This is a genomic window from Methylobacterium variabile, from assembly GCF_001043975.1.
In the GTDB taxonomy this organism is placed as follows: Bacteria; Pseudomonadota; Alphaproteobacteria; order Rhizobiales; family Beijerinckiaceae; genus Methylobacterium; species Methylobacterium variabile.
In genome coordinates this window covers 1-21,520 of sequence record NZ_LABY01000042.1, presented here as the reverse complement: position 1 = coordinate 21,520, position 21,520 = coordinate 1, and the positions used below count along the sequence as shown (strand labels likewise).

The following is a 21,520-nucleotide window of genomic DNA, read 5'->3' as shown; positions in this document are numbered from 1 at the left end:
TCTCAGCTGCGGCATGAGCGCATCACAACCTCGCTCATCGCGGAATTTTTTGCTTTTCCGGATTGTCGCTGCAGAACCGACTAGATATAAGAACGTTCAGTTGGTCTGTGTCTTCACGACCCCTACCCCCAAGACGATATCCAGTCGCTTCACGGCACGACCGTTGAAGCAGCAAGACGACTTGGGATTTCTGCAAAGAAATCAGTCTGTATGTCAGACATTCCTCTTGACCGTTTCGTGCCGGGTCTCGATCCGGTGGCCGCCTGGAAGGCCTGGACCGAGCATCTCTCGCCGATCTTCGACGCGCGGCCGCTCCCGGAGACGCATGTCGGCCCGTCGGTGGGAATGCAGAGCTACAATCTCGGCACTGTTCTGATCGGCGAGGTCTCGGCCCCCGCCCAGATGCTCGAGCGGACCGCCCGCACGGCCGCGCGCCAGGGCGTGGACCACGTGCTGATCCAGTTCTACCGCAGCGGAACGAGCCGGGTGCGAACGGACCGGGGGGAGGCCGCGGCCGGGCCGTCCGATTTCGTCGTCTACGACCTGGCGCAGCCGATCGCCCTCTCGGCCTCGGCCGTGACGGCGACGAACATCCTCCTGCCCCGCGCGCTGCTCGGGAGCCGCAGCGGGGTGATCGACGCCCTGCACGGCACCGTGTTCAGCACCACGCAGGACCGGGTGGCGCAGATCTTCGCATCCTACCTGCGCGACGTGGTGGAGTGCTGCGGCCAGCTGACGGCGCAGCACGCGCCGGGCATCGCCGAGGCCGCGGCGTCGCTCTGCGCCACCGCCCTGCCGAGCCCGTCGGCCGACGCCGCGACGGCGGAGCGGCACACCAGCCTCGAGGTCCGGGCCTTCATCCAGGACAACCTGCGGGATCCGGAACTGGGGCTGGAGATGATCTGCGCCCGCTTCGGCCTGTCGCGGGCGACGCTGTACCGCCAGTTCGCCGCGCAGGACGGCGTGCAGAGCTACATCCGCAACCGCCGTCTCGCCCACGCGCTGCGGTTGCTGACGGACGCCGCCGAGGGTGGGCGCCCGCGCATCTCGAGCGTCGCCTACGCGACGGGCTTCTCGGACGAGAAGACCTTCAGCCGTGCCTTCAAGCGGCGCTTCGGCTGCCTGCCGCGCGACGCCGCCGCCGAGCGCGCGGCGGCGCCGCACCATCCCTGGGCCAGCCAGACGCTCGGCGACTGGATCCAGCAGCTCGGCCACTGACCCCGGAACCGGTCCCAGCCGCGGCCGCGGCGCGAGAGCAGGGCTCCGCCGCCCGTCCTCACCGGCCCCTCCGCGCCGTGCTCGAGGGACCGCCCACCGCCACGGGCGGCGGGCGCACCGGCCCCCGTCAGGGCGCCAGGTCGTGGACCGGCGCCTTGACGGCGGTGTCGCTGCTGTCGAGCACCGTGCTGCTCACCGGCACGGGCTTGAGCGCGGCGCGATCGATCGCCGGCGGAGCCGGCAGCTGCAGCTGCTCGCTCGTGTAGGCCCACCCTTGCGCGACCATCTCCGGGTCGTCGTTCAGCCGCCGGCCGTAGCTCGGGACGATCTGCCGGATCCGCGCCTGCCATTCCGGCGTGGCGACGTTCCTGGCAAAGACCTTCTCGAGCACCTGGAGCATGATCGGGGCGGCCGTGGAGGCCCCCGGCGAGGCGCCGAGCAGCGCCGCGATGCTGCCGTCCGCGGCAGCGACGATCTCCGTGCCGAGCTTCAGCACGCCGCCCTTGTCCTTGTCGCGCTTGATGATCTGCACGCGCTGGCCTGCCTGCCACAGGCGCCACTCGCCCTTCTTGGCGTTGGGGAAGTACTCGCGCAGCGCCGCGAGGCGGTCGTCGTCGGAGAGCATCAGCTGGCCGGCGAGGTACTCGACCAGCGGGAACTCGTCGATGCCGACCTTCATCATCGGCCAGACGTTGCTGGTCGTGGTCGAGGTCAGCAGGTCGAGGTACGAGCCCTCCTTCAGGAACTTGGTCGAGAAGGTCGCGAAGGGCCCGAACAGCAGGACGCGCTTGCCCCCGAGCACGCGGGTGTCGAGGTGGGGCACCGACATCGGCGGCGAGCCGACCGAGGCCTTGCCGTAGGCCTTGGCGAGGTGGAGCGTCGCGACGTCCGGGTTCTCGTTGATTAGGAACAAGCCGCCGACGGGGAAGCCGGCATAGTCCTCGCCCTCCGGGATGCCGGAGGCCTGCAGCAGGTGCAGGGCGCCGCCGCCGGCGCCGATGAACACGAACTTGGCGTCGACGCTCTGGCGCGACCCGTCCTTGAGGTTGCGCGCGGTCACGCGCCAGGAGCCGTCCGGGTTCTTCGCGATGCCCTGGACCTCGGTCGAGAGGTCGAGCCGGAAGCTCTTCTGGCGCTGCAGGTGGGCGACGTACTGGCGGGTGACCTCGCCCCACTCGACGTCGGTGCCGAGCGGCGACCAGGTGGCGGCGACCTTCTGGTTCGGATCGCGCCCCTCCATCATCAGGGGCACCCATTTCTTCAGCTGCTCGGGATCGGTCGAGAACTCCATCCCGGCGAAGAGCGGGCTCGCCTTCAGCGCCTCGTAGCGCTTCCTGAGATAGGCGATGTTGTCCTCACCCCAGACGAAGCTCATGTGGGGCGTGTAGTTGATGAAGGACTGCGGGTTCTTCAGGACGCCGTTCTTCACCTGCCAGGCCAGGAACTGGCGGGTGACCTGGAAGGCCTCGTTGATCTCGATCGCCTTCGCGATCTCGATCTGCCCCTTCTTCTCGGGGGTGTAGTTCAGCTCGGCCAGCGCCGAATGGCCGGTGCCGGCGTTGTTCCAGCCGTTCGAGCTCTCCATCGCCACCGTGTCGAGGCGCTCGAGCATCCGGATCGACCAGCCCGGCTCCAGCTCGTTCAGCCACACGCCGAGCGTCGCGCTCATCACGCCGCCGCCGATCAGCAGCACGTCGACCTTGTCGGCGGCCTGCGCCAGGGCGAACGAGTCGGGCAGCGCCGAGGCCGCGAGGCCGGCGGCCGTGGCCCCGAGGATCTGGCGGCGGTTGAGGCCGGTGGCGCCGGTGTTCTTGCAGGTGTTCTTGTCGTCGGCACGCATGGCCAATCCCCGTTCTCGTGCAGGCCGGGCAGGCCGCACGAAGCGCCCCCGGTCGTGACTGGCGTTCGATCGCGACCGGGCGTTCCCGCCCGTCGCGCAGGCCTTTTCGGGAGGTTTCCTCGGTGGCGGCCGCTGTACCCCGACGATGGCCGTCGGTCCCTCGCGGCTCGTCCCCGTCCTGCCTGCGGCATGGGCGATCCTGCCGGGAGAGCGGGGGCGCGTCTGCTGGCCCGGAGCGCGAGGCGGCGCGGCGTTGGAACCGCGGCCCCCTTCAGGCGACGGCCGCGACCGTCGGGGCGAGGAGACACCGGCTGTTTTGGCTCGATGATTTTGCCGCCGCCTCATAGACGATGGCCGCGCGAAGGACAATCACCGCGCGACCGCCCGCCTCACCGGGACGGGGCGGTGCTGCGGAATGCCGACACTTCCCCAACGGCGATGCGCAGGTTGATGGTTGGCTGCCTCAGCGTGCCCGGAGGCTCACGACGCGCGGCGGAACCGGATGATGCTGCGTGAGGGCCGGCCCGCATCCCAGTTGGGCATGACCCGCCAGGGGGTCGTGACGTCGGCGACGTCGCCGTCGATGTGGATGGTCCGCCGCTGCTCGGTGCCGACCCATTCGGGCGCCCAGGCGGTCTGCACGCTCGTCACCCACTGGTCGCCCTCGACCCGGTAGCGGCCGATATAGGCGACGAGGCTGTTCATCAGGGCCGCCCGGTCGGCGTCGGACCGGGCCGGCTTGCGGTCGCTGCCCTCGAGGGTGAACGCCACCCAGCCGTCGCCCGTGAAGATCACGCGGCCGCGCGGCGCCTCGCCCATCGCGTCGACGAGCTTGCCGGTCTCCTGGTCCTCGACCTTGTACGAGACGAGCTCCCAGGTCCCGACGAGGCGGCGCGCCAGCGCCTCCCCGCTCGGGTGGGACGCGCCCGGCTCGCTCGCGGACCGGCCCGGGGCCGGGCTCATCGCGAGGGCGAGGGCGACGACGCACAGAGACTTCTTCAGGATTCCGACCATGGTCCGTCCTTGCAACGGGGTGGCGGATCGCCCCCCTCCCGCCTCCTCACAGCCGTGCCGACAGCACCTCGGTCAGGGTCACCGGGCGGCCCGCCTCGCGCGCCAGGCGCAGCAGCGTCGACTGGCGGAAGCGCTGGTCCGTGGTGATCTCGCGGCCGAGCCAGCCGGGCAGCGCGACGGCTTGCGCCTCGTGCTCCAGCTCGACCTCGGCCAGGATCATCCCCGTGAGGGCGCCGGCATACTCGTCCACCGACCAGGTCAGCCCGGCATGCGGCACGCAGTGGCGCGTCTTCTCGATCAGGCAGGTCTCGCAGACCAGGCTCAGCATCGCCTCGGCGTCCGGCCGCGGAATCTCGTACTCGAATTCCGGCCGCGCCAGCCCGTCGCGCCGGCCCTTGACGGTGAGCCAGGCCCGCTCGTCGTCGAGCCGCACCCGGACCTTGCCGCCGGCGAACTCCCCGACCAGCCCGTCCGTGAGCCGGCGCCGGCTCACGGCGCCGGCGCGCCACTCCTCGTGGGCCACCAGGAACTTCCGCTCCACCTCGTACCGCATCACGCTCGACCGCTCATGCCCTGCCTCCGGCGACGCGCCCGAGGGCGATCACCTGCGAGGACTCGACGTGCTCGGGGAGCTGCGCGAAGAGCGCCGCGATGTGCGGCGCGGCGAGGTGCTGCTCCAGCGCCTGCCGGCTGGCCCACTCCTCGGTCCAGACGAAGCGGCGCGGGTCGTCGAGGTCGCGGTTCAACTGGTAGCTGATGCAGCCCGCCTCGGCCAGGGTCGCGGGGATCACCGACCGGAACAGCGCCTCCAGCCGCGCCTCGGCGCCGGGCTTGGCCACGAAGATCGCGACGACGGGTACGGTCATGCTGGGCTCCTGCTCGCGAATAGGTTATTTATCAGTAACCTTATCGATGAGTAACCTCAACCCGCCCGGTTGCAGCCGGCATTTCCGACAATCGGTCGCGGGCGCATTCAACGGGGAGGGCGGGATGGTGCGGGCAGGCGGCGAGGCGGCCACCAGAGGCGATCTGACGCGCGCGCGCCTACGCCGGGCGGCGGCTGCCGTCTTCGCCCGGAGGGGCTTTCACGCCACGAAGGTCAGCGACATCGTGCGGGAGGCCGGGGTGAGCCAGCCCGCCTTCTACATCTACTTCGCCGGCAAGGAGGCGGCCTACGACGCCCTCGTGGCGGAGTTCCGCGAGGGCCTGCGCGTCATCACCGCCCGCAACCTCACCGACCCGGCGACGCCGCGGGCGTGCTTCAACGCCCGGGTCGCCCTCAGCTTCGAGCGCTTCCTCGACTTCATGGCGGCGGATCCGGACCTCACCGAGATCGGGTTCTTCCAGCCGCCAGGCTGCGCCGACACCAAGGCGCGCCTGGTCGGCTGGGTGGCGCAGAACATCGTCCGGGAGCAGGCCGACGGCCTGTTCCGGACCGACGTCCCGGCCGACCTGATCGCCCGCTGCCTGGTCGGGCTCCTCGAGCAGGTGGGACGGCAGGTGGGACGGATCGAGGGAACCGCCGCGGCGCGGCGCGCGCTCGCGGTGCACTGCGCGGAGCTGTTCTGCGACGGGAGCCGGCCGCCGCGCCACCCGTGACGGGCGGGCCGTCAGCCGCGCGAGGGCGCGAAGCGGGCGACCAGCTCGTGCGCCTCGCCCGGATAGGTGAGGCGCACGAAGGTGACGGGGCGCCCGGCGCTCCAGGTCCGGCGCTCGACGACGAGGCAGGCCGCGCCGGGCGCGGTTGCCATCACCGCGGCGAGGTCCGGATCGGCGGACCGGGCGCGGATGCGGTGCTCGGCCGCCGTCCAGGGCACGTGATGGACCAGCCAGGCGCCCGGCGGCTCCGCGGCGAAGTCCTGCGCCTCGGCCTCCGGCACCGCCGCGAGATGGATCAGCCGCTCCTCGAGGCAGAACGGACGCGGGCCGGCATCGTGGCGGCAGGCGAGCGCCAGCACCGGGGCCGGGCCGTCGAGCCCCAGCGCCTCGCGGTCGGCCTGCGTGCTGCGCCGGCGGCGGCGCTGCAGCAGCGCGAAGCGGTAGGGCAGGCCCAGCGCCTCGACCTCGGTGCGGATCTCCGGGATCTCCAGCACCGCCGATTGCGAGTGCGGCTGGCGCACGAACGAGCCGACCTTGCGCCGGCGCTCGATCAGCCCGGCGGCGGCGAGCTGGGTCAGCACCTTGTTCACCGTCATGCGCGAGCAGCCGAACTGCGCCGTCAGCTCGTGCTCGAACGGGATGCGGTGGCCGGGGGGCCAGCGGCCCGACAGGATGTGGCCCTGCAGCTCGGAGAGGATCTGCTGGTGGAGCGAGATCGGCCGGGCCTCGCCGCGGCCCGGATCGTGCGCCGTCATCGGGGAACCGGCCTGCCCGGAAGGTCTCGCTCGCCCACGCCGCCTCCGCTCGCCGCCGGCGTTCCGAGAAGGCCGGGCCGCTTCCTCATACCTGAGCTTGGCACAGCGTGCCGCATCACAATTTCCATCTGCCCCGGCTCAAGACCAGGAAGTCGCGGGATCCCCTCTCCTGTCCGGGAGAGGGGTAGGGGTGAGGGTGCTACGGTGCCGCAGGTAAGCTGAACCGTTCCGCTGCCAACACGAAGTGCAGTGCTTTACTCAGAACCGTAGCCCACTCACCCCCGGCCCCTCTCCTACACGGGAGAGGGGAGATGCGGTCGACTTCGGAATATCGGAGGTCTTGCGATGGGTGACTGTGCCTCACTCCGCCATCAACCGTCTGAGCACCCCCGCATACCGCGCCCCCACGGCTTCCTGCGCCACGTGCCGCCCGCCCGCGACGACCTGCCGGCCGTCCACCCAGACCGCGTCCACCGCCCGCGACCCGGCGGCGAAGATCCAGCCGTCGAGGAGCGCGTCGCCCCGCCGCTCGAGCAGCGCCGGATCCGCCCCGTCGAGGGCGACGCAGTCGGCCGGCGCCCCGGGTGCGAGCCCGCCAGCCTCCGCCGCGAGGGCCTGGGTGCCGCCGGCGAGCGCGGCCTCGAACAGGGCCCGCCCGGTCGAGGCACCGGGGGCGGCCAGCACGTTGCGCTGGCGTCCCTCAAGGCGCTGGGCGTATTCGAGCTGGCGCAGCTCGTCGGCGGCGCCGACCAGCACGTTCGAATCGGTGCCGACCCCGTAGCGCCCGCCGGCGGCGACGAAGCCGGGGGCGGGGAAGATGCCGTCGCCGAGGCTCGCCTCGGTCACCGGGCACAGGCCTGCGACGGCGCCGCTCGCCGCGAGCCGGGCGGTCTCGTCGGGCGTCATGTGGGTGGCGTGGATCAGGCACCAGCGCCCATCCAGGGCGGCGTGGTCGAGGAGCCACTGCACCGGGCGGGCGCCGGACCAGGCCTGGCACTCCTCCACCTCCCGCACCTGCTCGGCGGCGTGGATGTGGACCGGCCCGTCCGCCGCGAGGCCGGCCGCCGCGGCGAGATCCTCCGGCGTCACCGCCCGCAGGCTGTGGGGGGCGACGCCGAGGGCCGCCCCGGGCAGGTCGCGCAAGGCGGCGCCGGATCCCTCGACGAGGCGGGCGAACAGGTCGAGGTCGCTGACGAAGCGGCGCTGGCCCTCCGTCGACGGCGCCCCGCCGAACGTCGACCAGCGGTAGAGCACCGGCAGCAGGGTCAGGCGCAGGCCCGTGAGCGCGGCCGCCGCGGCGATCCGCTCGGCCATCTCGGCGACGCGGCCATAGGGGCGCCCGTCCGGGGCGTGGTGCAGGTAGTGGAACTCGCCCACCCGGGTGAAGCCGGATTCCAGCATCTCGACATACGCCTGGGCAGCCACGGCCTCGGCCTCGTCCGGCGTCATCCGCAGGGCGAAGCGGTACATCGTCTCGCGCCAGGTCCAGAACGTGTCGGAGGACGGGCCGCGCCGCTCGGCGAGGCCCGCCATGCCGCGCTGGAAGGCGTGGCTGTGCAGGTTCGGCAGCCCCGGCACCAGCACCGCGACCCGCGCGTCCCCGGGCTCCGGCGCCCGGCCGGCCTCGATCGCGGCGAACCGCCCCGCCGCCACGGTCAGCCGGACGTCGGCCTGCCAGCCCGTGGGCGTCAGGGCCTGGGCGGCGTGCAGCATGGTCATCGGCGCGTCTCCTGCATGAGTCGGTGAGCGGCCCGCGCTCGTCCGTTCCTGTCTATGCAAACTCGATCGCTCATGTCTATACATATGAGCGAATCACGACGGGAGGGCGCGAGCATGAGCGAGAAAGCCGAGAATCCGCCCCAGAAGAACTCGCCACAGGAGAACCCGCCCCAGGTCTGGCGCAACGTCCGGCTCGCCACCCTCGCGCCCGGCCTTCCGGGACTCGGCGTGGTCGAGCGCGGCGCGCTGGCGATTCGCGACGGCCGCATCGCCTTCGCGGGGGCCGAGGCCGAGCTGCCGGGGGCGGCGCTCGCCGGTGCCGAGATCGTCGACGGCGAGGGCCGCTGGATCACCCCGGGGCTGATCGACTGCCACACCCACCTGGTCTGGGCCGGCGACCGGGCGCACGAGTTCGAGCTGCGGCTCGCCGGAGCCTCCTACGAGGAGGTGGCGCGGGCGGGCGGCGGCATCGTCTCCTCGGTCGCCGCCTTGCGCGCCGCGAGCGAGGACGACCTCGTGCGCCAGACCCTGCCGCGGCTCGACGCGCTGCTCGCCGAGGGCGTCACCACCGTCGAGGTGAAGTCGGGCTACGGCCTCGACCTCGCGAGCGAGCGCAAGGCGCTGCGCGCCGCCCGCCGGCTGGCGCAGGAGCGGCCGGTCGCGATCCGCACCACCTTCCTCGGCGCCCACGCCCTGCCGCCGGAGGCCGGCGGCGACAAGGACGCGTTCATCGCCGAGGTCGCCGACGCGATGCTGCCGGCGCTCGCCGCGGAAGGCCTGATCGACGCGGTCGACGCGTTCTGCGAAGGCATCGCCTTCTCGCCCGACCAGGTCGCCCGGGTGTTCGCGCGTGCCGGGAGCCTCGGGCTGCCGGTGAAGCTCCACGCCGACCAGCTCTCGAATCTCGGCGGCGCCGCGCTCGCCGCGCGCCACAACGCCCTCTCGGCCGACCATCTCGAGCACACCGACGAGGCCGGGGCCGCCGCGATGGCGGCGAACGGCACCGTCGCGGTGCTGCTGCCCGGCGCCTACTACTTCATCCGCGAGACCAAGCTGCCGCCGGTGGCGCTGTTTCGGCGGCACGGCGTGAGAATCGCGGTCGCCACCGACGCCAATCCGGGCACCTCGCCGCTCACCTCGCTGCTGCTCGCCATGAACATGGCCGCGACCCTGTTTCGCCTCACCGTCGACGAGTGCCTGGCCGGCACCACCCGCGAGGCGGCCCGCGCCCTCGGGATCCTGTCCGAGACGGGCACGCTCGAGGCCGGCAAGCGCGCCGACCTCGCGGTGTGGTCGATCGAGCGGCCGGCCGAGCTCGTCTACCGCATGGGCTTCAACCCGCTCCACGCCCGCATCCGGGGGACACGATGACCGAGACGATCACCCTCGTGCCGGGCGCGGTGCCGCTCGGCCAGTGGCGCGCGGTCTATCGCGGCGCTCCCGCCATCCTCGATCGATCTTGCGCCCCGGCGGTCGCCGAGAGCGCGGCGGCGGTCGCCCGGATCCTCGCCCGGGGCGAGCCGGTCTACGGCATCAACACCGGCTTCGGAAAGCTCGCGAGCGTGCGCATCGACGCCGCCGACCTCGCGACCCTCCAGCGCAACATCGTGCTGTCGCACGCCGCCGGCGTCGGCGAGCCGAGCCCGGTGCCGGTAGTGCGGCTGATGCTGGCACTCAAGCTCGCGAGCCTGGCTCAAGGAGCCTCCGGCGTGCAGCCGGCGACCCTCGACCTCCTCGGGGCGATGCTCGCCCGCGACGTGATCCCGGTGGTGCCGTGCCAGGGCTCGGTCGGCGCCTCCGGCGACCTCGCACCCCTCGCCCACATGGCCGCGGTGATGATCGGGGTCGGCGAGGCGGTCACCGCGCAGGGCCGGATGCCCGCCGCCGAGGCCCTGGCCGCGGCCGGCCTCGCGCCGGCGGAACTCGGGCCGAAGGAGGGGCTGGCGCTCCTCAACGGCACCCAGTTCTCGACCGCCAACGCCCTGGCCGGCCTGTTCGAGGCCGAGCGCCTGCTGCAGACGGCCCTGGTCGTCGGGGCGCTGGCGACCGACGCCGCCCGCGGCTCCGATGCGCCGTTCGATCCCCGCATCCATCGTCTCCGCCGCCACCGCGGCCAGATCGACACCGCCGCGGCGCTCCGCGCCCTGATGGCCGGCAGCGCCATCCGGGCCTCGCACCTCGTCGGCGACGAGCGGGTGCAGGACCCCTACTGCCTGCGCTGCCAGCCGCAGGTGATGGGGGCCTGCCTCGACCTGCTGCGCCAGGCCGCCGAGACCCTCGCCACCGAGGCGAACGGCGTCTCCGACAACCCGCTGATCTTCCCCGAGACCGACGAGGCGCTCTCGGGCGGCAACTTCCACGCCGAGCCGGTCGCCTTCGCGGCCGACATGATCGCCATGGCCTTGTGCGAGATCGGCTCCCTGTCCGAGCGGCGCATCGCCATGCTGGTCGACCCGGCACTCTCCGGCCTGCCGGCCTTCCTGACCCCGAAACCGGGGCTCAATTCCGGCTTCATGATCCCGCAGGTGACCGCCGCGGCGCTGGTCTCCGAGAACAAGCAGCGGGCGATGCCGGCGAGCGTCGATTCGATCCCGACCTCGGCCAACCAGGAGGACCACGTGTCGATGGCGGCCCACGGCGCGCGCCGCCTGCTGCCGATGGCCGAGAACGCCGCGGCGGTGGTGGCGATCGAGGCGCTGGCGGCGGCGCAGGGCTGCGACTTCCACGGGCCGCTCGAATCGAGCCCCGCCCTCGAGGCGGTGCGGGCGCGGCTGCGATCGGAAGTGCCGCATCTCGACGACGACCGGCACTTCCACCCCGACATCGCGGCGGCGCTGGCGCTGGTGCGGGATGGCAGCTTGCTCGCGGCGGCCGAAGGCGTGCCGCTGCCCGTTCTCGACCGACACGCCACCTGAGTCACCCGTCAGACCCGACATCCTCCCTCGTCATCCCGGGTTCTCGCCTCCGGCGAGCCCCGGGATGACGAGGGAGGGCTTCATTTCGGCCCATCGAAACGAAGACACATCGACATCCTCCCACCCGGAGCCCCACCCATGACCCGCATCGACAACGCCCGCGTCGTCCGCAGCCCCCGCGGCAGCACCCTCACCGCCAAGAGCTGGCTCACCGAGGCGCCGCTGAGGATGCTGATGAACAACCTCGATCCGGACGTCGCCGAGCGGCCGGGCGAGCTGGTGGTCTATGGCGGCATCGGCCGGGCGGCGCGGGACTGGGCGAGCTTCGACCGCATCGTGGCGGCCCTGAAGGATCTCGACGACGACCAGACCCTGCTGGTCCAGTCCGGCAAGCCGGTCGGGGTGTTCCGCACCCACGCGGACGCCCCGCGGGTGCTCCTCGCCAACTCGAACCTGGTGCCGCACTGGGCGACCTGGGAGCACTTCCACGAGCTCGATCGCAAGGGCCTGATGATGTACGGCCAGATGACGGCCGGCTCCTGGATCTACATCGGCAGCCAGGGCATCGTGCAGGGCACCTACGAGACCTTCGTCGAGATGGGCCGCCAGCATTACGCGGGCGACCTCGCCGGTCGCTGGATCCTCACCGCGGGCCTCGGCGGCATGGGCGGCGCGCAGACGCTCGCCGCCATCATGGCGGGCGCCTCCTGCCTTGCGGTCGAGGCGCAGGCCTCGCGCGTCGAGTTCCGCCTGCGCACCGGCTACGTCGACGTCCAGGCCCGCGACCTCGACCACGCCCTGGCGCTGATCGAGGAATCCTGCCGCACCAGGACCCCGCGCTCGGTGGCGCTCCTGGGCAATGCCGCGGAGATCTTCGCCGAACTCTACGCCCGCGGCGTGCGCCCCGATTGCGTCACCGACCAGACCTCGGCCCACGACCCCGTCAACGGCTACCTGCCGGCGGGCTGGACGGTGGCCGAGTGGGAGGCCAAGCGCGAGACCGACCCGGCCGCGGTGGCGGCTGCGGCCAGGCGCTCGATGGCGGTGCACGTGCGGGCGATGCTCGACTTCCACCGCGCCGGCGTGCCGGTGGTCGATTACGGCAACAACATCCGCCAGATGGCGCTCGAGGAGGGCGTCGAGGATGCCTTCGCGTTCCCGGGCTTCGTGCCGGCTTATATCCGCCCGCTCTTCTGCCGCGGCATCGGGCCGTTCCGCTGGTGCGCCCTCTCGGGCGACCCGGAGGACATCTTTGCCACCGACGCCAAGGTGAAGGAGCTCCTGCCCGACAACCACCACCTCCACCGCTGGCTCGACATGGCGCGGGAGAAAATCCGGTTCCAGGGCCTGCCGGCGCGGATCTGCTGGGTGGGCCTGGGCGACCGCCACCGCCTCGGCCTCGCCTTCAACGAGATGGTGCGCAAGGGCGAGCTGAAGGCGCCGGTCGTCATCGGCCGCGACCACCTCGATTCCGGCTCGGTCGCCTCGCCGAACCGCGAGACGGAGGCGATGCGCGACGGCTCCGACGCGGTCTCCGACTGGCCGCTCCTCAACGCCCTCCTCAACACCGCGTCCGGCGCCACCTGGGTCTCGCTCCACCACGGCGGCGGGGTCGGGATGGGCTTCTCGCAGCACGCCGGCATGGTGATCGTCTGCGACGGCACCGAGGCCGCCGACCGGCGCCTCGAGCGGGTGCTGTGGAACGACCCCGCCACCGGCGTGATGCGGCACGCCGATGCGGGCTACGAGGATGCGGTCGCCTGCGCCCGGGAGCATGGGCTGGACCTGCCGTCCCTCGGGTGAGGGCGATTTCGACGGTGATCGCTCAGACGGACTCGGTTTGGCTTGATCTGTTCGGTACCAATAAACCGCGGGATCCCTTCTCCCGTTTGGGAGAGGGGTAGGGGCGATCGAAGATCGCGCGAGGGTGCTACGGCGCCGAGTGAAACGCTGTCCGTTGAGCTGCCAGCACGACGTTCAGTGCCTGATCCTGAAGCGTGTCACCCACACCCCCGGCCCCTCTCCCACTCGGGAGAGGGGAGATGTGCTCTGCCTTTTCACGCGGAAGTCATCTCGACGACGTGATGGCTCGTGCCGAACCGGTCCGATGCCACTCGACGTATTTCGGGAACTTCCCGTTCGCCCATCGCGATCCCGGCGATGGACCTCGGACAGGGCGAAACCGAGCTGTCCTCAATCTCTCGCCCTGGTCCCCAGGATCGCCCTCTCGCGGCCGCCTTGCCCATTTCCGCAGGGTCCGGGATTGCGGGGACAGTGTGCACGACGACCGCGCCGATCGGTCGTTCTCCCCGCTGTCCCCGATGTACGTCCTGGCGTCGCCGCACCGGTTTCGTTGTCCCGGTGTGACCCCCGATCGGTGGTCCGTGACCGCAACCGGCACGATCATCCCCTTTGCCCCGCCTCGGCGACGTCCCGGATCGCCCTCCGTCCCGTCGCCTGGGCGTACTTCACGAACAGTTCGCCATGGCGCGAACCCCCTGCCCTCCGCTGTTGCGTATCGCCATCCAACCCCGTCGCTGCCGTGAATCTGCTCGTACGATGCGAGGTCTGACGAGTCGAGATCGTGATCCTCCATCCCGGAGAGTCCCACAGGAAAGCTTTCTCGAGTCGAGTCCAGCTTCCCCGTCCCGGTTGGACAGATGCTGCGGCCACCTGATTCGTTCCGGCGGGTCCCGTGGACTCCTGTGGGCGCCTGTGGACCCGACCTCGACTCGCGATGGCGCGCTGGGACTCGGCCTGTGACCCGCTGCCCGGCTTTTCCCCAGAATGCACCGCTTAGAGTGTTACAGGAATCTTTATCGATTTAGGCGCTCGGGTGGCGGCGATTCCTGGAACTCGCCCAAATGCTTAATACGGGTGGGTCGTTCCCGATGTACCGAGGATTCGTCCCCGTTGTACCGCGCGTCCTGTCCCCGAAGTACCGTGCCGGCGTTCCCGATCGCACGGTGCGCGTTCCCGAAGTGCCGATCCGACCCCAGGGCGTTCCCGAAGTGCCGACTCCACCCGAGTCGTTCACAGGGATTCCGGGGATTTCTCCTCGGGCCCACCCCTCCCGACCGCCGTTCCCCTCGTACATCGGGAACGGGCGGGGCTGTGGATCAGCCGGCGTCCCGCACGAACCGCTCGGCGAAGCCCAGGAAGGCGCTCTCGTAGTTCTTCGGCTCCCGGTCCGGATCGTCCTCGAGCCAGCGGTCGAACTCGTTCTTCAGCCCGTAGACGTCCCAGCCCGGATGCGCCTTGCGGCACAGCGCGATCGTCTCGTCCGACAGGTGGCGGAACAGCGGGAGCGCCGGGGCCGCCTTCGGCTTGCGGGTGCGCTTCGGCTTCGGGGCCGGGGCGAGCATCTCCTCGTCGATCACGAGGTCGCGCCGGATCATGCGCAGGTGCGGCTCGCCGCGCTCCTTCTCCTCGATCCGCAGGACGAAGCCCGGCAGCTCGTCCGCCTTGGCGATCTTGGCGATCTCGAACTTGAACCGGCGGTAGGTGCCCTCGGCCCCCGACTTCTCGAACAGCGTCGGCAGGCTGATGGCGAAGCCCCCCTCCCCCGCCCCGCCGGCATGCTTGCGGGCGATGCGGTAGAGCCAGCGCTCGCGCCCGCCGGTGATCCCGAAATAGGCGGGATCGATGGCAAGCACCCCGCCATCCATCAGCACGCCCTCGTAGAACCAGTCCGACAGCGTGATCGACATGCCCCGGCTGGCATTGCTCTCCTCGTCGATCGTGTCGTCGAACGAGTCGATCCAGCTGAACTGGCGCTCCTTGCGCTTGGCCTTCTCGGCCCGGATGTTGGTGCGCACCGAGGTCGATTGCAGGCGAAACAGGGCGTCGCGCAGGAGCTTGTACTGCCGCCCGCCGGTCTCGCGGCCGATGCCCTTCAGGAGGTCGTAGGGCATGAAGTGGAGCTTGCGCGGAATGTCGTTCCGGCCGCGCTTCTTCATCTCGCAGATCGTCGAGGCGGCCCAGATCAGGATGTCGGCGTCCCAGATCGTCGCCATGCCGTAGGCCTGGTTCGGCAGCACCCGCACCCAGACCGAGCCGTCGGGGCTGGTGTAGTCGATCTCCTTCAGGCGCTTCTGCTTGGCGATCGAGAAGAACGGCCGCTCCATCGTCTCCCGCTGGTCGCGGAAGTGGACGAAGGGCACCACCATGTCGATCTGGTCGTTGCGCCGGTGGCTCATCGTCACGCCCGTCTCAATCCATCGCGCCGTCACACCACGGCCCGTTCAGACTTCCCCCGAGCGGCGCCGCGGCCCCGTCCGGGAAAGTCGGCCCGCCCTGCGCCGTGCAACCCTCTGCCGCCATTCCGCTCGATCCACAGGACACCGTCGGCGACGCTAGGCCCCGGCCGACTTCCAAATCGTGGACGCCACAGGGTTTTCGCCGCTCGTCCCCATCGGCTTTCAATCGCGGTTAACGCAAAATCCCGGTTAACCCCGCCGTCGGAGCCCGGCGAGGGGCCGGAACCGGCGCGGGCTCCCGCCGTTCTCACCGAACAGCCAAGCTCCCGCGCCGCGGGGCCGGAGCCCCGACGCCTCCTCGAGATCAGCCCATGCCCATGCCCATGCGCCTCGCCGTCACCGCCCTTCTCCTCGGGACCGGGATCACCGCCGCCCACGCCCAGGGTACGGCGCGGGGCGCGCAGGACGGCGCGGCGCGGGGCGAGGCGATCGCCGGGCCCGTCGGCGCCGTGGTCGGGGGCGCCATCGGCGCCGCGGTCGGCACCGCCAACAGCATCCTGGGCATCGACCGGCGCGAGCGCTTCCGCATCTACGCGCTCGGCGAGCGCCGGCCGTCGTTCCGCCACGACGGCCCCGTGCGGGTCGGCACCGTCCTGCCGCCCGGGGGCGTCGTCTACTACGACGTGCCGCCGGAATTCGCCCTCAAGGGCTACAACTACACCATCGTCAACGACCATCCGGTCCTGGTCGAGCCGGGCACCCGCCGCGTGGTCGAGGTGATCGACTGATACGATTCTCGGAAGATCACTGCCGGACATCGTATCACCAGCCCGCGACGGCGGAGCTTTGCTCCGCACGCCCGAGCGAAGCCGGTTTCCGCATCGCGAAGGCGGCGGCGCCGGGCGAGGGCGCTTCGGGGTAACAGTCCCGCCAGCCCATCAGGTATCGTCGCCACGCACAACCCGCCCGGAAGCATCATCCGCAGCCGCGATCGGGTCCGGCATGCGCGGGCGCGCGACGGGCTCAGCCGCGACAGGTGAGTCGCAGGCCCCGGGAGCTGGCCCGGGCATGGCGGCCGTTCCTGCCGGTGACCGGCGCCGTCCCGGTCCAGGCGCCATTCCGGCCCTGTCCGGCTGCGCCGGCGGACCGCCGCGTGCGGCAGCAGTCCAGCGGCGCCGGTCCAGCTCACGGTCCGTAGCGGTCAAGCCGATCGATGGTAACCGAAAATTATTCCGGACGCTCGCATGAGTTGTGCGTTCGAATGGGCGCAACTGAGCCATGGATCAGACGGTCGTCACCGCCGAGCAGCGCCGGCGCTTCGCCACCTTCGGCTTGACCGAGGACGACCTCTCCCTCCTGCGAGGCCTGGCCGGCTTCGCGCGGGAGCGCCTGCCCGGCCTCCTGTCGGAGTGGAACGCCCGCTTCGCCGCCTGGCCCGAGATCCAGGAGACCCTGCGCGACCCGCAGGTGCACGAGGCCCGGGCCGCCCACTGGGTGCGGGTGGTGAGTGGCGATTTCGGGCCGGCCTTCACGGCCTCGGCCGAGCGGCTGGCCTCCGTCTTCTACGACCGGCGGGTGCCGGGCTACGCGGTGGCGATCTGCCACGCCACGGTGACGGCGGGACTGACCGAGGCCCTCGGCCTCGCCGGCCCGCGCCGCCTCCTCGGTGGCAATCCTGGCGCCGCCCTGCAGGGCGCCCTGACCCGGGCAGCCTGGCTCGACCTCGAGGTGCTGCTCGAGACCTACGCGGTCGCCGAGCAGGCCAGCCGGCGCCGCACCACCGAGTCCCTCGCGCGGGCCTTCGAGGAGCGCGTTCTCGCGATCATCGGCGCGGTCACCGGCCAGGCCCGGACCCTCGACGGCACCGTCGACGCGCTGTCGCGCAACGCGGCCCGCTCGACCGAGGCGGCCGCCGCGGTGGCGGCGGCGGTGACTCAGGCCGCGGCCGGGACCGAGCAGGTGGCGCGCTCCGCCGAGCAGCTCCGCGCCGCCATCGCGGAGATCGCCGCCGAGATCGGCCGCTCTCACGCGGTGGCGGAGGAGGCGGTGGCGCAGTCCGATGCGGCGGCGACGCGCGTCTCCTCCCTGACGCAGTCCGTGGCGCAGGTCGGCCAGGTCGTGACGCTGATCTCGGACATCGCGGCCCAGACCAACCTGCTGGCGCTCAACGCCACCATCGAGGCGGCCCGGGCGGGGGCGGCCGGCCGCGGCTTCGCGGTGGTGGCCGCCGAGGTGAAGGCTCTCGCGCAGCAGACCGCCAAGGCCACGGACACGATCGCCGGGCAGATCGACGGCATACGGGCGGCGGCAGGCGGCTCGGTCGAGGCCATCGCCGGCATCCGCGACACGATCGGCCGCATCAGCCAGAGCAGCGCGATGATCAGCGCCGCGGTCGAGGAGCAGAGCGCGGCCACCGCCGAGATCGCCCGCAGCACCCGCGACGTCGCCGCCGGCAACGACGACGTCGCCCGCCTGATCGACCGGGTGCGCGAGGATGCCGGCGGCACCGCCGAAGTCGCCGGCCGGGTGACCGACGCCACCCGCGACCTCGGCCGCCAGGCGGAGACGATGAGCGCCGCCGTCGGTGCGTTCCTGGGCGAGGTGCGGGCGGCGTGACCAGGTGGCCGGCTCAGCCGGGCAGCCTGTTGCGGTCCACGACAGGGCAGCGGCGGACCTGCGCCGCGATAGGATCCCTGGCGCCCTCCCCCTGTCCCGGGTCTCCCTTCCGCGTCGCTGCGGTCGGTGCAGGTCCGGGAAAAGGGGAAAGGCCTCGATGCGCGGTCAGGCGGTCCGGACGTCGCTGACCGGACCGCGAGCTCACGCCTCCATCGCCTCCAGCTCCGCGATCATGCCCTCGATCATCGACAGGCCGATCTGCCAGAAGGCCGGGTCGCGGGCATCCAGCCCGAACGGCGCCAGCAGCTCGCCGTAGGGCTGGCTGCCGCCGGCCGCGAGCAGCGCGAAGTAGCGCTCGACGAAGGTCTCCTCCGCCGCGGCGTCCCCGCTCGCCCGCTGGTAGACGCCGTAGAGCGAGTTCACCAGGCAGTCGCCGAAGGCGTAGGCGTAGACGTAGAACGGCGAGTGGATGAAGTGCGGGATGTAGGCCCAGTAGGGCTCGTAGCCCTCGTCGAGCCGGATCGCCGGCCCCAGGCTCTCCGCCTGCACCGACATCCAGAGTGCGCAGATCCGCTCGGCGGTCAGCTCGCCCTCGCGGCGGGCGAGGTGGACCTTGCGCTCGAAGGCGTAGAACGCGATCTGGCGCACCACCGTGTTGATCATGTCCTCGACCTTGGCGGCGAGCATCGCCCGGCGCTGGACCGGGTCGGTCGTCGCCGCGAGGACGCGCCGGAAGGTCAGCATCTCGCCGAACACGCTCGCGGTCTCGGCGAGCGTCAGCGGCGTCGGGGCCATGAGCGCGCCGTTGGGGGCGGCCAGCACCTGGTGCACCCCGTGGCCGAGCTCGTGGGCGAGGGTCATCACGTCCCGCGGCTTGCCCTGGTAGTTGACGAGCACGAAGGGATGGGCCGAGGGCACGGTCGGGTGTGCGAAGGCGCCCGGCGCCTTGCCGGGCCGCACCGGCGCGTCGATCCAGTCGCCGTCGAAGAAGCGCCGGGCGATCTCGGCCATGCGGGGCGAGAAGGCGCCGTAGGCCGACAGCACGGTCTCGCGCGCCTCCGCCCACGGGATCGTGCGCTGCTCGACCTTCGGCAGCGGCGCGTTGCGGTCCCAGTAGGCGAGGCTGTCGCGGCCGAACCAGCGCGCCTTCAGCTTGTAGTAGCGGTGCGACAGGCGCGGATAGGCCGCCTGCACGGCGGCGACCAGCGCCTCGACGGTGTCGCGCTCGACCCGGTTGGCGAGGTGGCGGGCATCCGACACGTCAGTGAAGCCGCGCCAGCGGTCGGAGATCTCCTTGTCCTTGGCGAGCGTGTTGGTGATCAGCGTGAACACCCGCAGGTTCGCCCGGAACACGCCGCTGAGCGCCCCCGCCGCGTCCCGGCGCACGCCCTCGTCGGGGTCCTGGAGCTTGTTGAGGGTCGGCTCGAGGGTCAGCTCCTCGCCCCGCAGGGGGAAGCGGAGGGAGGCGATGGTCTCGTCGAACAGGCGGTTCCAGGCCGCCCGGCCGGTCACCGACTTCTCGAGGAAGAGTTTTTCCGCCTCGTCGCTCAGCTGGTGGGGCTTCTCGCGGCGGATGTCCTCGAGCCAGGGGCGGAAGCGGGCCAGCGGCGGGTGGGCGCTCGCCGCGTCGATCAGGGCGTCCTCGACCCGGTTGAGCTCGAGGGTGAAGAACAGGAGGTCGCTCGAGGCCGCGGTCAGGCGCTCCTGGGTGTCGCCGTAGAACTTCGCCCGGGCCGGGTCGGTGGTGTCGCCGGAATAGACGAGGCCGGCATAGGACATCAGCCGGCCGAGGCGGTCCTCGATCGCCTCGTAGGCGGCGACCGCGGTGCCGAGCCGGTCGGGCGCGTCCTCGCCCGAGGCCAGGGCATGGATGCGGCCCCGGTAGCTCTCCGCGAAGGCGCGGCACTCGGCCTCGGCGTGGTTGAGGTCGTCGGCGAAGGCCGGGTCGTCGAGGCCGGCATAGAGGTCCGACAGGTCCCATTCCGGCAGCGGCCCGAGATCGACGGCGCGGGCCGTGGCCTGGGCGGTGCTCAGGGCGCTGTCCGACGGCGCGGCGGCACTCAACGGCATGGACGATGTTCCTCTCGGGGCAGAAAGACGCGTGCGCGAGGACATATCGGCCCCACCCGGCCCGCGATCAACCGAGCCCGCTCCCGACGCGGCTGCGGTGCGGCCCCGCAGTCACGCCGCGCCGTAACCTTCCATTGGCGTTAAGAACCACTTCACGGTTGTGGCGCAGCATGCGGCTCGAAACGAAACAGCCACGCGATTCGCGCCGCGCCTCGATCCGGCCGCCTCCCCGGCGGTCCGGGCGAGGCGCCGGCAGGAGCCCGGGCGGCGCCGCCCGAACGCGGCCCCGCCCGGAGCGCGGAAGGCTCCCGGCTCACCGCCGCGGCGCCGATCCCTCGAGGAGAAGAGATGACCACCACGGTCCTCATCGTCGACGACGATCCCGTGCAGCGCCGGCTGGCGGAGGCCATGGTGCGGCGCCTCGGGTTCGAGGCCGTGGTGGCCGAGAGCGGGGCGGCGGGGCTCGACGCCCTGCGCACCCCGGATGCCAGCATCGACGTGGTGCTGCTCGACCTCGCCATGCCGGGCGGCCTCGACGGGCTCGGCGTGCTGGGCGAGCTGCGCAAGGCGGGCATCGACACCCCGGTGATCGTGCAGACGGCGAACGGCTCGATCGACGCCGTGGTCAACGCCATGCGGGCCGGCGCCGTCGACTTCGTGGTCAAGCCCGCCGGCCCGGAGCGGCTGCAGGTCTCGATCCGCAACGCCCTCCAGGTCGACCAGCTCCAGGACGAGATCCGGCGGATGCGCCGGCGCGCCTCGGGCGCCCTCACCTTCCGCGACCTGACCTCGAAGAGCCCGGACATGGCCCGGGTGATGCGCCTCGCCGAGCGGGCGGCGAAATCGACGATCCCGGTGCTGATCGAGGGCGAGTCCGGCGTCGGCAAGGAGGTGCTGGCGCGCGCCATCCAGGGCTCGGGCGAGCGCCGCGGCAAGCCCTTCGTCACCGTCAATTGCGGGGCGATTCCCGACAACCTCGTCGAGTCGACCCTGTTCGGCCACGAGAAGGGCGCCTTCACGGGCGCCACCGAGCGCCATCTCGGCAAGTTCGTCGAGGCCTCGGGCGGCACGCTCTTCCTCGACGAGATCGGCGAGCTGCCCCTCGACGCCCAGGTGAAGCTCTTGCGAGCGCTGCAGGAGGGCGAGGTCGACCCCGTCGGCGGGCGCAAGAGCGTGCGGGTCGACATCCGGCTGATCTCGGCGACCAACCGCTCGCTCCTCGACCTCGTCAAGCAGGGCCGCTTCCGCGAGGACCTGTACTACCGCCTCAACGTCTTCCCGATGACCCTGCCGCCCTTGCGGGCCCGGCGCGAGGACATCCCGGACCTCGCCCGCTCGTTCTGCGCCCGCTTCGCGGCGGAGGAGGGCAAGCGCGTCCGGGGCATCGCCGCCGAGGCGATGGCGCTGATCACCCGCTACGACTGGCCCGGCAACGTGCGCCAACTCGAGAACGCGCTGTTTCGCGCCGTGGTGCTGGCCGACGGCGACGAGCTCACGGTCGCGGAGTTCCCGCAGATCGCCGCCCAGGTCCAGGGCTTCGACGTGCGCATACCCCCGGCGCCGGCAGCGCCCGAG

At 71.8% G+C, this 21,520-nt stretch carries 16 protein-coding genes; 8 read left to right on the top strand and 8 right to left on the bottom strand.

The window, feature by feature from the left end:
* The first annotated feature begins 210 nt into the window (after positions 1–210).
* A complete protein-coding gene (locus tag VQ02_RS07135) occupies positions 211–1,218 on the top strand; it encodes a helix-turn-helix domain-containing protein (RefSeq protein ID WP_048443479.1) in 1,008 nt (335 codons plus the stop codon).
* Between the two features lie 127 nt (positions 1,219–1,345).
* Here the strand turns inward: VQ02_RS07135 and mqo are convergent, their stop codons facing one another.
* The 4 genes from mqo to VQ02_RS07115 form a co-directional block, all read right to left on the bottom strand.
* Positions 1,346–3,058 (bottom strand): malate dehydrogenase (quinone), encoded by a 1,713-nt coding sequence (mqo, locus tag VQ02_RS07130; protein ID WP_048443478.1) that lies wholly within the window; start codon positions 3,056–3,058, stop codon positions 1,346–1,348.
* Between the two features lie 480 nt (positions 3,059–3,538).
* Entirely contained in the window at positions 3,539–4,072 is a 534-nt protein-coding gene (locus VQ02_RS07125) for a lipocalin-like domain-containing protein (protein ID WP_048443477.1), read from the bottom strand.
* 46 nt (positions 4,073–4,118) lie between these two features.
* Entirely contained in the window at positions 4,119–4,625 is a 507-nt protein-coding gene (locus VQ02_RS07120; protein ID WP_048443476.1) for a CYTH domain-containing protein, read from the bottom strand.
* 13 nt (positions 4,626–4,638) lie between these two features.
* Positions 4,639–4,938 (bottom strand): putative quinol monooxygenase, encoded by a 300-nt coding sequence (locus VQ02_RS07115; RefSeq protein WP_048443475.1) that lies wholly within the window; start codon positions 4,936–4,938, stop codon positions 4,639–4,641.
* 124 nt (positions 4,939–5,062) lie between these two features.
* On the opposite strand from VQ02_RS07115, the gene VQ02_RS07110 reads away from it, so the two are divergent.
* Complete coding sequence (locus tag VQ02_RS07110) at positions 5,063–5,671, top strand: TetR/AcrR family transcriptional regulator (RefSeq protein WP_048443474.1); 609 nt, start codon at positions 5,063–5,065, stop codon at positions 5,669–5,671.
* Between the two features lie 11 nt (positions 5,672–5,682).
* Here the strand turns inward: VQ02_RS07110 and hutC are convergent, their stop codons facing one another.
* Together hutC and VQ02_RS07100 are read right to left on the bottom strand one after the other, a co-directional pair.
* Positions 5,683–6,426 (bottom strand): histidine utilization transcriptional repressor HutC, encoded by a 744-nt coding sequence (gene hutC / locus VQ02_RS07105; RefSeq protein WP_048443473.1) that lies wholly within the window; start codon positions 6,424–6,426, stop codon positions 5,683–5,685.
* A gap of 360 nt (positions 6,427–6,786) precedes the next feature.
* On the bottom strand, positions 6,787–8,145 hold the full coding sequence (locus tag VQ02_RS07100) for a formimidoylglutamate deiminase (RefSeq protein WP_048443472.1): 1,359 nt from the start codon (positions 8,143–8,145) through the stop codon (positions 6,787–6,789).
* Positions 8,146–8,259: 114 nt separating this feature from the next.
* On the opposite strand from VQ02_RS07100, the gene hutI reads away from it, so the two are divergent.
* The 3 genes from hutI to hutU all read left to right on the top strand — a co-directional run bounded on the left by hutI (position 8,260) and on the right by hutU (position 12,863).
* Positions 8,260–9,516: an imidazolonepropionase gene (gene hutI / locus VQ02_RS07095; RefSeq protein ID WP_048443471.1), complete on the top strand. Its 1,257-nt coding sequence runs from the start codon at positions 8,260–8,262 to the stop codon at positions 9,514–9,516.
* A complete protein-coding gene (gene hutH / locus VQ02_RS07090) occupies positions 9,513–11,060 on the top strand; it encodes a histidine ammonia-lyase (RefSeq protein WP_048443470.1) in 1,548 nt (515 codons plus the stop codon). The genes hutI and hutH overlap by 4 nt, the downstream gene beginning before the upstream one ends.
* A gap of 138 nt (positions 11,061–11,198) precedes the next feature.
* The gene (gene hutU, locus VQ02_RS07085) at positions 11,199–12,863 is read left to right on the top strand and encodes a urocanate hydratase (protein ID WP_048443469.1); all 1,665 of its coding nucleotides are present in this window, start codon (positions 11,199–11,201) and stop codon (positions 12,861–12,863) included.
* Between the two features lie 1,316 nt (positions 12,864–14,179).
* On the opposite strand, the gene VQ02_RS07080 is transcribed toward hutU, so the two are convergent.
* Positions 14,180–15,259 carry a replication initiator protein A gene (locus VQ02_RS07080; RefSeq protein WP_157080535.1) on the bottom strand — a complete coding sequence of 360 codons (1,080 nt, stop codon included), beginning with the start codon at positions 15,257–15,259 and terminating at the stop codon, positions 14,180–14,182.
* A gap of 377 nt (positions 15,260–15,636) precedes the next feature.
* Here VQ02_RS07080 and VQ02_RS07075 point away from each other — a divergent pair, with 377 nt between their 5' ends.
* Together VQ02_RS07075 and VQ02_RS07070 are read left to right on the top strand one after the other, a co-directional pair.
* Positions 15,637–16,047: a DUF1236 domain-containing protein gene (locus tag VQ02_RS07075; RefSeq protein ID WP_048443490.1), complete on the top strand. Its 411-nt coding sequence runs from the start codon at positions 15,637–15,639 to the stop codon at positions 16,045–16,047.
* 490 nt (positions 16,048–16,537) lie between these two features.
* A complete protein-coding gene (locus VQ02_RS07070; RefSeq protein WP_048443467.1) occupies positions 16,538–17,875 on the top strand; it encodes a globin-coupled sensor protein in 1,338 nt (445 codons plus the stop codon).
* 201 nt (positions 17,876–18,076) lie between these two features.
* Here the strand turns inward: VQ02_RS07070 and VQ02_RS07065 are convergent, their stop codons facing one another.
* The gene (locus VQ02_RS07065) at positions 18,077–19,945 is read right to left on the bottom strand and encodes a M3 family oligoendopeptidase (protein WP_048443466.1); all 1,869 of its coding nucleotides are present in this window, start codon (positions 19,943–19,945) and stop codon (positions 18,077–18,079) included.
* Between the two features lie 348 nt (positions 19,946–20,293).
* On the opposite strand from VQ02_RS07065, the gene VQ02_RS07060 reads away from it, so the two are divergent.
* Positions 20,294–21,520: sigma-54-dependent transcriptional regulator (locus VQ02_RS07060; protein WP_048443465.1), on the top strand; the 1,227-nt coding region annotated here is incomplete at its 3' end.